Genomic DNA, 14529 nt, shown 5'->3' on the forward strand with positions numbered 1-14529 from the left:
GCCGGCCGGCCCGACCGGGCCTCACGCCGTGCTGCCGTCGCGCAGCCGGCGCAGCACCTCGGGCAGCCCGTCGTGCGGGCGCTCCACCAGGAACAGCTTGTCCCGGCTGGCCGCGCCGGACCGCAGCGACACGGTCACCGGCCGGACGCCGAGCGCCTCGGCGAGGGCGCGCCGGGCCGCCTCGGTGGCCCGGCCGTCAACGGCGGGCGCGTGCACCGCGACGACGAGCGCGGGACCGTACGGCCCGTCGAACCGCCCGCCCACGCGGGCACGGGCCGCCCCGGGCTTCACCCGCACCGCGACGGTGAGTGTGGTGTCCGCGATCGTCATGGTCAGCGCGGCCCGGCCTCGGCGAGCAGGATGGTGGCGGCGGCGCAGTGCGCGCACGGGGTGAAGCCCAGCGCGACCGCCTCGGCGACCGGCAGCGGTTCGTCCTCCCGGCCCACCAGGTGCGGGCAGCCGGGCAGGTGGAAGCGGGGACGGCCGTCGATCACCACGACCTCGCCGGGCAGCCGGACCAGGCGGGCGACCTCACCGGTGGAGAGGAACTCGGCCGGCGGATCGTCGTCGAACGCCTCGCCGGGTGCGGGCGAGGTGGGCCGGGCGGTCTCCGGTACGCGCGGGCCCGGCGGCGAGTAGGGAACCGCGTCCGCGACCACCGGCTCCGGTGCCGTGTACGGCCCGGCGGGCTCGGTGCCGTACGGCCCGGCGGACACCGTCGTGTACGGCCCGGCGTCGAACGGCTCGGCCGGCGGCGAGTACGCGGCCGGCGGCGGGGCGTCGTCCGGCTCGGTCACCGGCGATCCGGGCGGTTGCCGCCACCCGGATCCACCGGCGCCGACCGTGGACGTGTGGTGCGGGACCGGGCTCACCGGTTCGTCCGGGGACGGGACGGTGTGCGCGGTCCGAGTTCGCGGCCCGGCCTCCCGGCCGGCCGAGGCCCGCGCCGCGGCGGCCTGGCGGGCGAACGCGACGAAGGCGACGGCGGACAGCAGGCTGGCCGCGATCGAGACGATGAGCAGGAGGCTGGATCCGCCGGCGAGGCCGGCGATCAGCAGCACGACCGCGACGAGGATGAGCAGGATGCTGGCGGCTACCACGGCTCACCCCCGGCCGCGTCGTGTCGGTCTGGGCGGCCGGTGGCCGTCACGGGGACGGCCACCGACGCGGGATCAGCGGCCGGACTCGAGCGAGCCCGCGCGGCCACCGCCGTAGGAGCCGGCGAGACCGGCCGCGGCGAGACCGTTGCTGCCGGTGGCACGGGTGCCCTCGGCGCGGTTCATCTCCACCTCGAGACCCTGGCCGCGACCGTCGAGGTCACGCAGCTGGCTCTCCAGGTACGCCTTGAGGCGGGTGCGGTACTCGCGCTCGAACTGCTTGAGCTCCTCGATGTGCTTCTGCAGCGCGGTGCGCTTGGCGTCCAGGCCGCCCATGGCCTCCTGGTGCCGCTGGCGGGCGTCCCGCTCCAGGGCGTCGGCCTTGGCGCGCGCCTCCCGGGTGACCTCCTCGGCCTTCGAGCGGGCCTCGGAGAGCAGTTGGTCGGCCTCGCGACGGGCGTCGGAGACGTGGTCGTCGGCGGTGCGCTGGGCCATCATGAGCACCCGCAGCGCCTGCTGCTCGCCGTCACCGGTCACGCCGGCCGGGCCGCCCTGCGCGCGGACCTGCTCCAGCTCGGCCTGCATCGCGCGGGCCGCCTGCTCGGCGGCCGCCTTGTCGCGCTGCACGCGGTCGAGCTGGGCCTTGACGTCGTTGAGCTCCGCCGCGAGGCGGGCGTCGCCGCCGGGGCCGGCGGGAGCGCCACCCCGACCGCCGCGCTCCACCTGGGCGCGCAGCTCGTTGTTCTCCTCGATCAGACGGGCCAGCTCACGCTCGACCTCGTCCAGGAAGGCGTCGACCTCCTCCTCGTCATACCCCCGCTTGCCGATCGGCGGCTTTTTGAAGGCGACGTTGTGGACGTCGGCCGGGGTCAGCGGCATCGAAACTCCTCGGGTCAGTTGCGGCCGCGAAAGCGCTCTGGTCAGGCAAACGCGAAGATCAGGCGCCTAAACACGAACTCCATCAGCACGAACAGGATAACCAGGAGCACAAGGGAGGCCAGGTCGATGCTCACGGTACCAATTCGCAGTGGTGGGATCACACGCCTCAACGCTCGCAGGGGCGGATCAGTGACGCTCCACACGACTTCCAGTCCGGCCGACGCTCCCCGTCCCGGTTGCCAGCGGCGACCATAGGCCAGCACCGCCCCGAGAACAAATCGCGCCAAAAGGACAATGAGGAAGAAATACAGCAGCAGGTAGAGCACCTGGAACAGGATCGACAACACGGCAGGCGACGTCCCTCGGTCGTGCGGCTCAGCTCAGGCTGAAGAAGCCGCCCTCAGCGATCTTGGCCTTGTCCTCCGCGGTGACCTGGACGTTGGCCGGTGAGAGCAGGAACACCCGGTTGGTCACGCGCTCGATCGTACCGCGCAGACCGAACGCGAGCCCGGCGGCGAAGTCGACGAGCCGGCGGGCGTCCGCCTCGTCCATCTCGGTGAGATTGATGATCACCGGTACGCCGTCGCGGAAGTGCTCGCCGATGGTCCGCGCCTCGCGGTACGTGGTCGGGTGCAGCGTGGTGATCTGGTAACGCTGCTCGTCCTCCGGGGCCATGCGCTCCCGCTCGCGCGGCTGGGCCTGCGGCGCGAGCGCGAGGTTGTCCCGGGTGTGGTAGGTCAGGGCGCCCGAGGTGTCACCGGCAGAGGACCGGGTGATCGACCGCACGCTGGACCGCTCGGCCCGCTCCGGGCGCTCGGACTCGGCCCGGTCGGCGTCGACCGCGCGGCTGGAGGCACGCTCCGACAGCCGGCCCCGGTCGCCGATCCGGCTCCGCGTCGTCGGCGGCTCCTCGGTCTCGTCGTCGTCCTCGTCGGCGAACTCCTCGGCGTACCGGCTCGACCGGTAGCGCGACGAGTCCCGGTAGCCACCCTTGTCGTAGCCACCGTCCTCGTACGCCCGCTCGTCGTCCTCCTCGACGAGACCGAGCCAGACCCCCGCCTTGCGCAGTGCACCCATCCCCGCGCCCTTCCGTCCGCCGTGCGGCACGCGCCCCCGTGCCGTGTCGCTTGATCACGAGTGGACGATCATGCCCACCGGACCGGATCGGCAATCCCCTGACGCGCGGTTCGCGGTCCGCCCGTCACGGCCCCCGGCTACGGGAACGCCGTCCTGAACAACACTGATGTAATTTGCTTCCGTCGTGGTGAGGCTACCGCAGCGCAGGGCGCATTCCGAGCAACGCGCTGCCGACACGGACATGTGTCGCGCCGTGACCGACAGCGCTCTCCAGGTCTCCGCTCATGCCCGCTGACAGCACCGTCGCGCCCGGATGGTCGGCCCGCAGCGCCGCCGCCACCTCGGCCAGCCGGGCGAACGCCCGGTCCGGCTCCCAGCCCAGCGGAGCCACCGCCATCAGGCCCGCCAGCCGCAGACCGTCGGCGCCGGCCACCGCCGCGGCCACCGGGTCGAGCCCTCGCTGCGGATCGGCCGAGCCGGGCAGCGCCCCGCCCCGCGCCGGGTCGCCGTCGATGCTCACCTGCACCAGCACGTCCAGCGGACGGTCCCGGACCGCGCCGGCGGCGGCGTCCAGCGCGGCTGCGAGCCGGACGCTGTCCACCGACTGGATCACGTCGGCGTACCGGACCACCGAGCGGGCCTTGTTGCGCTGCAACTGGCCGATGAAGTGCCAGCGCGGCGCGGCGCCGGCGCCTGCCACCGCCTCCGCCTTCGGCGCCGCCTCCTGGTCGCGGTTCTCCCCGACGTCGGTCACGCCGAGCCCGGCCAGCGCGACCACGTCCGCCGCCGGGTACGTCTTGGTCACCGCGACCAGGGTGACCTCGTCGCGCTGCCGCCCGGCCGCCGCGCAGGCGTCGGCGATGCGGGCCCGCACCCGGGCCAGGCCGGCCGCGAGTTCGTCACGCCGCTCGGGCCGCACCGCCGTCTGTGACTCCGTCATCGGCGCGGCTCAGGACCCGTTCTTGAGGAAGTCGGGCACGTCGACGTCGTCGAAGAGCACCCGGCGCGACGGCTGCTGCGGCGCCGGCATGGTGGCCGGCGGGTTCACCGGCGCGCTCGGCTGGGCCGGCGGGTTCTGGTTGCTCTTGCGCGGCGGCTCGACCGCCTTGTACGCCGGCGCGCCCCCGTCGAAGCCCGCCGCGATCACGGTGACCCGCACCTCGTCGCCGAGCGCGTCGTCGATGACCGCGCCGAAGATGATGTTCGCGTCCGGGTGGGCCGCGTCGGTGACCAGCTGCGCCGCGTCGTTGATCTCGAACAGGCCGAGGTCCGACCCGCCGGCGATGGACAGCAGCACGCCACGCGCGCCGTCCATGCTCTGCTCCAGCAGCGGGCTGGAGATGGCCGCCTCGGCCGCCTCGACGGCACGGTTCTCGCCCCGGGCGCTGCCGATGCCCATGAGCGCGCTTCCGGCGCCGCTCATCACGCTCTTCACGTCGGCGAAGTCCAGGTTGATCAGACCCGGCGTGGTGATCAGGTCGGTGATGCCCTGGACACCGGAGAGGAGAACCTGGTCCGCGGTGCGGAACGCGTCCATCATGGAGATGTTGCGGTCGCCGAGCGCGAGCAGCCGGTCGTTCGGGATCACGATGAGCGTGTCGCACTGGTTGCGCAGTTCCTCGATGCCCGCCTCGGCCTGGACCTGCCGGCGCTTGCCCTCGAACGAGAACGGCCGGGTGACCACACCGATGGTGAGCGCGCCGAGCTTGCGGGCGATGTTCGCCACGACCGGCGCGCCGCCGGTGCCGGTGCCGCCGCCCTCGCCGCAGGTCACGAACACCATGTCGGCGCCCTTGAGGACCTCCTCGATCTCGTCGCGGTGGTCCTCGGCGGCGTTCTTGCCGACGTCCGGGTTGGCGCCCGCGCCCAGTCCCCGGGTCAGCTCCCGGCCCACGTCGAGCTTGACGTCGGCGTCGCTCATCAGCAACGCCTGCGCGTCGGTGTTGATCGCGATGAACTCGACGCCCTTGAGCCCAACCTCGATCATCCGGTTGACGGCGTTGACGCCGCCGCCCCCGATGCCGACGACCTTGATGACCGCCAGGTAGTTGTGCGGAGGTGTCATCTCCGGTCCTTTCCCTTCGAGATTGGCATGGGCCGACCCCACACGGCTTGGCCGGATCAGCGGCCTCCGACGGCTGAACCCTCACCCTCTACTAGAGGCTTAGAGTTATGTCAACCACTGATCTCTTCGGGGCAACGTATGCGCCGCCGCGCCAGGAGCCAAGGACCCGTTCCGGCGTGTCGCCGACCGAGCGACAGGGGACACATCGCCCGCTCGCTGAGCCGCGGGTCACTCGAACGTGACCACGTCCGGCGCGCTGACGTCGATCCGGTCCGCCTTACGGCTCAGCAGCGCGGTGGCCACTGTCGACTTGTCGGTGCCGCGGGAGGCGTCGCCCCAGAAGACCTGACGCTCGCCGCGCAGCAGCAGCGTGATCCGGGCCAGGCCGGCCACGTCCACCGCGACCAGCTCCGCGCGCAGCTTCTCCCCCAGCGCGGCCAGCACCGCCAGCCCGGCCCGCGTACCCGGGTCGTCGGGGCCGGGCCGGGCGACCCGGACCTGCGGCAACCCGTCCGGCGCCCGGTCCAGGCGCTGGAAGACGACGCCCGCGCCGTCGACGACCACGAAGCCGTCGCCCTGCGGCACCGCCGCCACCGGGGTGCGCTCCCGCACCCGGATCACCAGCGTGTCCGGCCACTCCCGCTCCACCGTGGCGTTCGCCACCGGCGGCAGCGTGCCGACCCGGCGCGCGGTCGCGTCCAGGTCGACCCGGGCCAGCGGCGCGTTGTCCGGCACCGCCGCGGCGTCACGGATCTGCACCGGGGTGACCAGCCGCGCGCCGACCACCCGTACCTCGCGGACACCGAACAGGCCGGTGCCCAGCACCGTCCACGCCACCAGGCCCGCGACGGCGAGCACCGCGGCGGCGACCGCCCAGGGCAGCGCGGCCCGCATCCGCCGCTGCCGGGCCCGGGCCATGAACCGGCGGGTCGACGGCGGCACGGCGTCCGCGTTCGCCCGCACGAGCTGCCAGCGCCGGGACGGGCTGCGCCGCCCGGCACCGCCGTCCGGTCCGGGGGTACGGCCGCGGGCCGGACCGGGACTCATCCGGCCGGGGTCGTCGCGCCGTCCGGGTCGACGCCGGCGCCCAGCCCCGCGCCCCCGGCGGAGCGGGCGAGCAGGGCGTCGAGCAACTGGTCACCCATCAGCGAGATCGGCGGCGCACCCATGGTCACCACCACGTCGCCGGTCCGCGCCCGCCTGGCCACCTCACCCGGCACGTCGTCCCACGCCTCGACGAACACCTTGCGCTCGGCCGGCAGCGGCACCTCCTGGATCAGCGCGGCGGAGCCCTCGCCGGGACGGCGCGTCTCGCCGGGGCCGAAGACCTCCAGTAACACCACCTCGTCCGCGATGCCGAGCGCGGCGGCGATCTCCGCCTGGTTGTCCCGGGTGCGGTAGAGCCGGTACGGCTGGAACACCACGATCAGCCGGCCGTCGCCGGCCACCTCGCGCAGCGTCTGCAACGCCAGCGTCATCGAGGTCGGGTGGTAGGCGTACTCGTCGTAGACCAGCACGCCGTCCGCCGCGCCCTTGCGCTCGAAGCGGCGCCGCACGCCGGGGAACGCGCCGAGCGCGGCCTCCGCCGCGGCCACCGGCAGTTCCAGCAGGTACGCGGCGAGCACCGCGGCGGCGCTGTTGAGCGCCATGTGCCGGCCCGGTACGGGCAGCCGGATCTCGCCGAGCGGCCGGCCCTCGACCTCGGCCCGGAAGCGCACCCCGTGCGCGGACGACACGACCTCGCTCATCCGCAGGTCCGCGTCGGCGGACTCGCCGTACGTCCAGACCCGGCGGCCCTCGGCGCGCAGCGTCTCGGCCAGCCGGCGCCCGCCCGCGTCGTCGGCGCAGGTGATCACGAAACCGGCCGGATCGGTGAGCCGGGCGAACTCGGCGAACGCCGCCTCCAGGGTGGCAAGGTCGCCGTAGGTGTTCAGGTGGTCCGCCTCGATGTTCGTGACGATCGACACGAACGGCCGGTAGATGAGGAAGGAGCGGTCGCTCTCGTCCGCCTCGACCACGAAGTGCTCGCCGGTGCCGTGGTGCGCGCCGGAACCCACCTCGGAGATCTCGCCGCCGATCACGAACGACGGGTCGGTGCCGGCCTGCTGGAGCACCATGGTGACCATCGAGGTGGTCGAGGTCTTGCCGTGGGTGCCGGCGACCGCCACCGTACGGCGGCCCGTCATCGCGGCGGCGAGCGCCTCGGAGCGGTGCAGCACCCGCAGGCCCCGCCGGCGCGCCTCGACCATCTCCAGGTGGTCCTGCGGGATGGCGGAGGAGTAGACCACCGTGTCCACCCCGTCGAGGTTGGACACCTCGTGGCTGGAGTGGATGGTGCCGCCCAGCGCCCGCAGGCCGGCCAGCGACGGCCACTCCCGCAGCTCGCTGCCGGAGACCGGCAGACCCCGAGTGAGGAACAGCCGGGCCAGCCCGGCCATCCCGACCCCGCCCACCCCGATCAGGTGGATCCGGCCCAGGTCCTCCGCCGTCATGGTGCCGGCGGGCGTGAACTGCGCGGTGTTCATCAGACGTACCTTCCCGTCGCGATTTCCCTCATCAGCGGGAGACCGCCTCGTAGACGAAGTTCAGCAACGCCACGTCGCCGTCGCGGCGGCCGTAGCCGGCTGCGGCGTGGCTCATCGCGTACAGCCGCTGCGGATCCCGGATCAGCGGGATCACCGTCCGCTCCACCCAGGCCGGGGTCATCTCGGCGTCGTCGACCAGCAGGCCACCGCCCGCCTCCACCACCGGCAGCGCGTTGCGCTTCTGCTCCTGGTTGCTGTGCGGGTAGGGCACGTAGACGGTGGGCAGGCCGATCGCGGCCACCTCGGCGCAGGTCATCGCGCCGCCCCGGGCCAGCATCAGGTCGGCCGCGGCGTAACCCAGCTCCATCTCGGACAGGTACGGCAACGTGACGTAGGGCACCGGCAGGTCGGTGGGCACGGAGATCGGCTCGTTGCGGGCGCCGATGACGTGCAGCACCTGAACGCCGTTGCGGGCCAGCTCCTTCGCGGCGCCGGAGACGGCCAGGTTGATCGAGCGGGCGCCCTGCGAGCCACCCGCGACGAACAGCACCGGCAGGTCGGGACGCAGTCCGAAGTGGGCGCGGGCGGCGTCGCGCAGCGCGGCCCGGTCCAGCCCGGCGATGCCCCGGCGCAGCGGCACGCCGACCACGCGGGCGTCGCGCAGCGCCTCGGCCTGGGCCGGCTGGTGCGGGAAGCCCACCGCGACGTTCTTGGTGAACTTCATCCCGAGCCGGTTCGCCACGCCCGGCGGCACGTTGACCTCGTGGATGACGATGGGCAGCTCCCGCCGCCACGCGGCCAGGTAACCGGGCACCGAGACGTACCCGCCGAAGCCGACCACGGCGTCGGCCTGGACCTCGTCGATCACCTTGCCCGCGGCGCGGGCCGCCTTCCACATCCGGTCCGGGGTGCGCACCAGGCTCATGTTCACCGACCGGGGAAGCTGGTACGCCGGGATCTGCCGCAGGTCGTAGCCGGCCGGCGGGATCAGCTCGTTCTCCAGCCCCTTGGGTGTGCCCAGACAGGTGATCCGGACGCTCGGGTCGTGTCGGCGCAGGCAGTCGGCGAAGGCGAGCAGCGGGTAGATGTGCCCGCCCGTACCCCCTCCGCAGAGCACCACCGAACGCAGCGGACCCATCAGCGTCTCCTCTCGCTCGCCGCGCCGGCGCGCGCCCGGTCGGGCCGGGCGCCTCGGGGCGCGGCCTGGTCGTCCTGCCGCCGCTGCCGGGACCGGGGCACGGACCCTCGGTCGGCCGGGGGCGGCGCCGGTCTGCGGCGCCGGCCGGGAAGCGGCGGCAACGGGGCCCACACTAGTCGGACCCATCGGGCGGGCGGACGGGCATGCAGCGCTCGCGCCGCGTCCGGCTCGGCGCGGGCGAACGAGGCGAGCATGCCGATCGCGGCGAGCGTCACCACCAGGGCGCTGCCGCCGTCGGAGATGAACGGCAGCGGTACGCCGGTCAGCGGCAGCAGCCCGGTCACGCCACCGATGTTGATGACGGCCTGGCCGACCAGCCAGGCGGTCACGCCGGCGGCGGCGAGCCGGCGGAACGGATCCTCGACCCGGCGGGCGATCCGCATCCCGGTGTACGCGAGCACGGCGAACAGCACCAGGACCACGGTGCAGCCGACCACGCCCAGTTCCTCGGCGACGATGGCGAAGATGAAGTCGTTGTGCGCCTCGGGCAGGTAGTTCCACTTCAGCGAGCTCTGGCCCAGGCCGACGCCGAACCAGCCGCCGTTGCCGATCGCGTAGCGGGCCTGCACGAGCTGGTAGCAGTTCGGCAGCTCCAGCTCGAAGCAGGTCTTCGGGTCCGGCGGATCGAGCCACATGGTGAGACGGCCGAGCCGGTAGTTCTCGGCGCCCCGGGAGCCGGAGCCGGCGCCGAGCGAGGCCGCTGCCACCAGCAGGCCGACGCCGGCCAGGCCGATGGCGGTGAGCGCGGCGAAGACCCGGGCCCGCACGCCGGCCGCCCAGAGCATCCCGACCACCAGGGCGAGCAGGCAGAGCATGCTGCCCAGGTCGTTGTAGCCGACGAGCACGAACAGCAGGCCCACCACCGGGAACAGCGGCGTGGCCAGTTCCTTCCACCAGCCCAGCGCGGCGCCCTTGCGGGCCAGCACGTGCGCCGCCCACAGCACCAGCGCGAACTTCGCCACCTCGACCGGTTGCAGCGAGATCGGGCCGAGGGACAGCGAGAGGAGTTCGGCCCGCAGCGGCCCGATCGACGTCACCCCGAACAGCGAGTTCAGCGCGACGAACAGGTTGAGCGTGAGTAGCAGCGCCACCGCCACGCCGAGCGCGGGGCGGCTCACCGCCCGAAACGTACGCGCGGGCAGCCGCTGGCAGGCCCAGAACGCGCCGATGCCGATCACCGCGAACACGGCCTGCTTGGTCAGCGACGCGGACGCGTCACCGCCCTCGGCGAAGTCCTTCACGCTCGTGGCGGAGAAGACCATGGTTAGGCCGATCAGCAGCAGCAGGCCGGCGCTGGACAGCAGCAGGTAGTACGAGGCCAGCGGCCGGGCCAGCAGGCCGCGCAGCGCGGCCAGGCCACCCGCCGGGTCCCAGCGCGCCCCCGGCGGGTCGGCCAGTGGCGTGGCCGCCGGCGCACGACGGGCCGGCGGGTCGCTGGTCACCTGGATGTCTCGTCCCTCCCCCACAGGCCCATCATGGCCGTTCGACCCGCCCGCCCGTGGCGCAACCGCCCGGTCGGCGTGTCGGATCTGAAGGAAGGGCCCCTTATTAACAGACGTCTGTTAATAAGGGGCCCTTCCTTACACCCGGGGCGTCAGCTCACCGCGGCGAGGAACTCGCTGTAGAACAGGCCCAGCGCGATGGCCACGCCGATACCGGCGATGATCCAGAACCGGACCACGATGTTGACCTCGCTCCAGCCGGCCAACTCGAAGTGGTGCTGCAAGGGTGACATCCGGAACACGCGCTTGCCGGTGGTGCGGAACGAGATGATCTGGATGACCACGGACATCGTGATGATCACGAACAGGCCGCCGAGGATCGGCAGCAGCAGGATGGTCCGGGTGGACATCGCCATGCCGGCGATCAGGCCGCCCAGCCCGAGCGCGCCGGTGTCACCCATGAAGATCCGCGCCGGGGAGGTGTTCCACCACAGGAAGCCCACGCAGGCACCGGCCGCCGCGCCCGCGATCAGCGCGATCTCCAGCGGGTCGCGCACGGTGTAGCAGTACGACTCGGTGTAGTTCGGGTCGGCGCACCAGTGCCGGTACTGCCAGAACGCGATCAGCGCGTACGCCGCCAGCACCATCACCGAGGCGCCGGTGGCCAGGCCGTCCAGGCCGTCGGTGAGGTTGACGCCGTTCGTGGCCGCCATGACCACCATGATGATGACGATCACCGCGCCGATCTTGCCGATCTCCAGCGCCGGGATGTCCCGGATGAAGCTCAGCGTGGTGCTGCCCACCGTCTCGGTGTTCGTCGCGTTGCCGCCGGCGTCGGTCATGCTCGACGGGAAGTAGACGGCCACCGCGCCGAACACGGCACCGACCAGGATCTGCCCGGCCAGCTTGCCCCGCTTGTTGAGGCCGCCGCTGTGCCGCTTGCGGACCTTCAGGAAGTCGTCGATGAAGCCGACCGCACCGGAGAACACCATCAGCCCCAGCAGCACCAGCGCCGTGATGGTCGGCTCGACCTGGGCGATCTGCGCGTCCGGCAGCGTGGTCAGGGCCAGGTGCCCGGCGACGTACGCGATGACCGTGGCCAGGATGAAGACCACACCGCCCATCGTCGGCGTGCCCTTCTTGCCCTCGTTGCTCGCGAGCCCGAGGTTCGATCGGATCGGCTGGCCGGCCTTCAGCCGGGCGAACACCTTGATCGCGATCGGGGTGCAGAACAGCGAGATCAGGAACGCGACCCCGATGGCGACGATGACCGCCCTCATGCGGCGCCGCCCTCCGTCGCACCCTCCCGGGCGTCCGCGCGCAGCGCGTCGGCCACCTCCCAGGTCCGGTACCGGGAGCCCTTCACCAGCACCACGTCTCCCGGACGCAGCTCGCTCCGCAGCACCTCGACGGCCGCCGCCTGATCGGTGAGCAGCACCGACTCTCCTCCCCAGTCACCTACCGCTGTCGCGCCCTCGTGGATCGGCGCCGCCGGCTCGCCCACCACGAGCAGCCGGTCCACTCCCAGTTCGGCCGCGAGCCGGCCGACCTGCTGATGCCCCTCCCGCTCGAAGTCACCCAGCTCGGCCATGTAGCCGAGCACCGCGACGGTACGCCCGTCGCCGCGCATGCTGGCCAACGCCCGCAGCGCCACGCCGGTGGAGGCCGGGTTGGCGTTGTACGAGTCGTCGATCACGGTCACCCCGTCGGGACGTTCGAAGACGTCCATCCGCCGGGTCGAGACCAGGCCCAGCTCGTTCAGCGCCGCCGCCAGGCCGGACAGCGGCAGGCCCAGCTCCCGGCCGACCGCCGCGGCGGCGAGCGAGTTGGAGACCTGGTGCCGACCGGTCAGCCCGAGCCGTACCGGCGCACTGCCCTCCGGGGTGACCAGGGTGTACGAGGGCCGTCCCCGGCCGTCGACTGTCACGTCCACGGCGCGCACGTCGGCACGCTCCGACTCGCCGTAGCGCACCACCCGGGCCCGGGTACGCGACGCCATCGCGTCCACCCGCGGGTCGTCGGCGTTGAGCACCGCCAGCCCGTCTTCGGGCAGCGCCTCGACCAGTTCACCCTTGGCGAGCGCGATGGCCTCCACCGAGCCGAACTCGCCCAGGTGCGCCACGCCGACGTTGAGCACCACCGAGATCCGCGGCGGCACCACGTCGCACAGGTAGCGGACGTGCCCGACCCCGCGGGCGCCCTTCTCCATCACCAGGTAGCGGGTCTCCGGCGTGGCCTGCAACGCGGTGTACGGGTGTCCCAGCTCGTTGTTGAACGATCCGGGCGGCGCCACGGTCGGGCCGAGCCGGACGGCGAGCTGGGCGATCAGGTCCTTGGTGGTGGTCTTGCCGGACGAGCCGGTCAGCCCGATCACGGTCAGCCCGGGCAGCCGGTCCACCACCGTGCGGGCCAGGCGGCCCATCGCGTCGAGCGCGTCACCGACGAGCACCATCGGCACGCCCGGCACCTCCCGGGTGCCGAGCACCGCGACCGCGCCGGCCGAGACCGCGCCGGCCGCGTAGTCGTGGCCGTCCACCCGCTCACCGGGGAAGGCGACGAACAGCCCGCCGGGGCTCACCTTGCGGGAGTCGAACTCGACGGTGCCGGTGACCTGGGCGTCGGGGTCGGCGCCGACGAGCCGGCCGTCGACGGCGGCGGCCACCTCGGCCAGCGTCAGCGGGATCACCGCTGACCCACCAGGTCGCCGAAGCGGGCGCGCAGCGCCGCCGCCAGCTCCACCCGGTCGTCGAACGGCAGCACCTCGCCGCCGATCTCCTGTCCGCGTTCCTGGCCCTTGCCCAGCACCGCCACCACGTCACCCGGTTCGGCCACCCGGACCGCCTCCTCGATCGCCGCCCGCCGCCCGGGCACCTCGATGACGCGGGCCGGGGTCGCTGCGGCGTACGCGCCGGCGAGCACCTCGGCCCGGATCGCGGCCGGGTCCTCGGTCCGCGGGTTGTCGTCGGTCACCAGCACCACGTCGGCGCCGCGCGCGGCCACGCCGCCCATCACCGGCCGCTTGCCCCGGTCCCGGTCGCCGCCGGCGCCCAGCACGCAGATCAGCCGGCCCCCGGTCAGGCCGCGCAGCGCGGTCAGGACCGCCTCGATCGCGTTGGCCTTGTGCGCGTAGTCGACCACCCCGCGTACCGGGGCGTCGCCGCTGACCAGTTCCAGCCGCCCGGGCACGCCGCCGCAGGCGGCGACGCCGCGCGCCGCGGTCTCCGGGTCCATCCCGACGGCGACCAGCAGGGCGACGGCCAGCAGCGCGTTCGCCACGTTGTGCCGGCCGGGCAGCGCCACGCCGGTGGGCAGCGTCAGCCCGTCCGGCCCGTGCAGCGTGAACCGCTGCGCGTAGCCCTCGCCGTCGATGCCGTCGGCCCACCAGGTCGCGGCGGGGTCACCGGCCGCCGAGTAGGTGACGGTGCCGGGCTTGTACAGCGGGCGCAGCGCCGGGTCGTCGTGGTTGAGCACCTCGACCCGGCAGCGGCCGTCGAACAGCTTGGCCTTGGCCGCGAAGTAGTCCGCCTCGTCGGCGTGGAAGTCCAGGTGGTCGGAGCCGAAGTTGGTGTAGCCGCCGACGTCGAAGCGGACGCCGCCGACACGGCCCATGGCGAGGGCGTGGCTGGACACCTCCATCACCACCGTGTCCACCCCGTGCTCGCGGGCCACCGCGAGCATGGCGTGCAGGTCGGTGGCCTCCGGGGTGGTCCGGACGCTGTCGATCACCAGGTCGCCGAGGCGGGTCTCCACGGTGCCGATCAGCCCGGTGACGTGGCCGGCGGCCCGCAGCCCCGACTCGACCAGGTAGCTGGTGGAGGTCTTGCCGGCGGTGCCGGTCACCCCGATCACGGTCAGGCCGGCGGTCGGGTCGCCGTAAACGGTCGCGGCCACCTCGCCGAGCGCGTCGCGCGGGTCGTCGACGACGAGCACGGGAAGGCCGGTCCCGGCGGCCAGCGCCGCGCCGGCCGGGTCGGTCAGCAGGGCGACCGCGCCCGCCTCCGCCGCGGCGGCGGCGAACTCCGCGCCGTGGCGCCGCGCGCCGGGCAGGGCGGCGTACAGGTCGCCGGGGCGTACCTCCTGGCTGGCGTGGGTCACGCCGGTGACGGCCAGTTCGGCGGCCTCCTCCGGCGGGGTCGCCGCCACGCGGGCGGCGAGGTCGCCGAGCCGTACGGGACGCACGGTTGTGGGACGTGGATTGCCGGGCACGGCGTCAGACCCTACCCGGTCGTCCGGTTCCGACCGCACA

General features: G+C 73.5%; 14 protein-coding genes. All 14 read right to left on the bottom strand.

Annotated elements, in window-relative coordinates:
* Window positions 1–21: 21 nt before the first annotated feature.
* A complete protein-coding gene (locus KSK32_RS02650; protein ID WP_216928266.1) occupies window positions 22–330 on the bottom strand; it encodes a DUF167 domain-containing protein in 309 nt (102 codons plus the stop codon).
* Window positions 331–332: 2 nt separating this feature from the next.
* Window positions 333–872, bottom strand: a complete 540-nt coding sequence (locus KSK32_RS02655; protein ID WP_308163780.1) for a hypothetical protein — start codon at window positions 870–872, stop codon at window positions 333–335.
* A gap of 300 nt (window positions 873–1172) precedes the next feature.
* Window positions 1173–1976 (bottom strand): DivIVA domain-containing protein, encoded by an 804-nt coding sequence (locus tag KSK32_RS02660; RefSeq protein WP_135241278.1) that lies wholly within the window; start codon window positions 1974–1976, stop codon window positions 1173–1175.
* A gap of 41 nt (window positions 1977–2017) precedes the next feature.
* Complete coding sequence (locus KSK32_RS02665) at window positions 2018–2323, bottom strand: YggT family protein (RefSeq protein WP_216928268.1); 306 nt, start codon at window positions 2321–2323, stop codon at window positions 2018–2020.
* A 28-nt stretch (window positions 2324–2351) separates the two neighbouring features.
* Window positions 2352–3053, bottom strand: coding sequence for a cell division protein SepF (locus KSK32_RS02670; protein ID WP_216928269.1), 702 nt, complete (start codon window positions 3051–3053; stop codon window positions 2352–2354).
* Between the two features lie 193 nt (window positions 3054–3246).
* Window positions 3247–3993 (bottom strand): YggS family pyridoxal phosphate-dependent enzyme, encoded by a 747-nt coding sequence (locus KSK32_RS02675; RefSeq protein ID WP_216928270.1) that lies wholly within the window; start codon window positions 3991–3993, stop codon window positions 3247–3249.
* 9 nt (window positions 3994–4002) lie between these two features.
* A complete protein-coding gene (ftsZ, locus tag KSK32_RS02680) occupies window positions 4003–5118 on the bottom strand; it encodes a cell division protein FtsZ (protein WP_216928271.1) in 1116 nt (371 codons plus the stop codon).
* Window positions 5119–5346: 228 nt separating this feature from the next.
* Window positions 5347–6165: a cell division protein FtsQ/DivIB gene (locus tag KSK32_RS02685; RefSeq protein ID WP_216928272.1), complete on the bottom strand. Its 819-nt coding sequence runs from the start codon at window positions 6163–6165 to the stop codon at window positions 5347–5349.
* A complete protein-coding gene (gene murC, locus KSK32_RS02690) occupies window positions 6162–7643 on the bottom strand; it encodes a UDP-N-acetylmuramate--L-alanine ligase (RefSeq protein WP_216928273.1) in 1482 nt (493 codons plus the stop codon). Before murC ends, KSK32_RS02685 begins: the two co-directional genes overlap by 4 nt.
* 31 nt (window positions 7644–7674) lie before the next feature.
* On the bottom strand, window positions 7675–8781 hold the full coding sequence (gene murG, locus KSK32_RS02695; RefSeq protein WP_121684257.1) for an undecaprenyldiphospho-muramoylpentapeptide beta-N-acetylglucosaminyltransferase: 1107 nt from the start codon (window positions 8779–8781) through the stop codon (window positions 7675–7677).
* A complete protein-coding gene (locus KSK32_RS02700) occupies window positions 8781–10196 on the bottom strand; it encodes an FtsW/RodA/SpoVE family cell cycle protein (RefSeq protein WP_254187379.1) in 1416 nt (471 codons plus the stop codon). The genes murG and KSK32_RS02700 overlap by 1 nt, the downstream gene beginning before the upstream one ends.
* Before the next feature lie 239 nt (window positions 10197–10435).
* On the bottom strand, window positions 10436–11563 hold the full coding sequence (gene mraY, locus KSK32_RS02705) for a phospho-N-acetylmuramoyl-pentapeptide-transferase (protein ID WP_091331122.1): 1128 nt from the start codon (window positions 11561–11563) through the stop codon (window positions 10436–10438).
* Window positions 11560–12969, bottom strand: a complete 1410-nt coding sequence (gene murF / locus KSK32_RS02710; RefSeq protein WP_216928274.1) for a UDP-N-acetylmuramoyl-tripeptide--D-alanyl-D-alanine ligase — start codon at window positions 12967–12969, stop codon at window positions 11560–11562. Before murF ends, mraY begins: the two co-directional genes overlap by 4 nt.
* Window positions 12966–14528, bottom strand: coding sequence for a UDP-N-acetylmuramoyl-L-alanyl-D-glutamate--2,6-diaminopimelate ligase (locus KSK32_RS02715; RefSeq protein WP_216928275.1), 1563 nt, complete (start codon window positions 14526–14528; stop codon window positions 12966–12968). The genes murF and KSK32_RS02715 overlap by 4 nt, the downstream gene beginning before the upstream one ends.
* Window position 14529 lies beyond the last annotated feature (1 nt).

Origin of the sequence: Micromonospora sp. WMMB482 (genome assembly GCF_019038635.1) — a bacterium.
In the GTDB taxonomy this organism is placed as follows: Bacteria; Actinomycetota; Actinomycetes; order Mycobacteriales; family Micromonosporaceae; genus Micromonospora; species Micromonospora marina.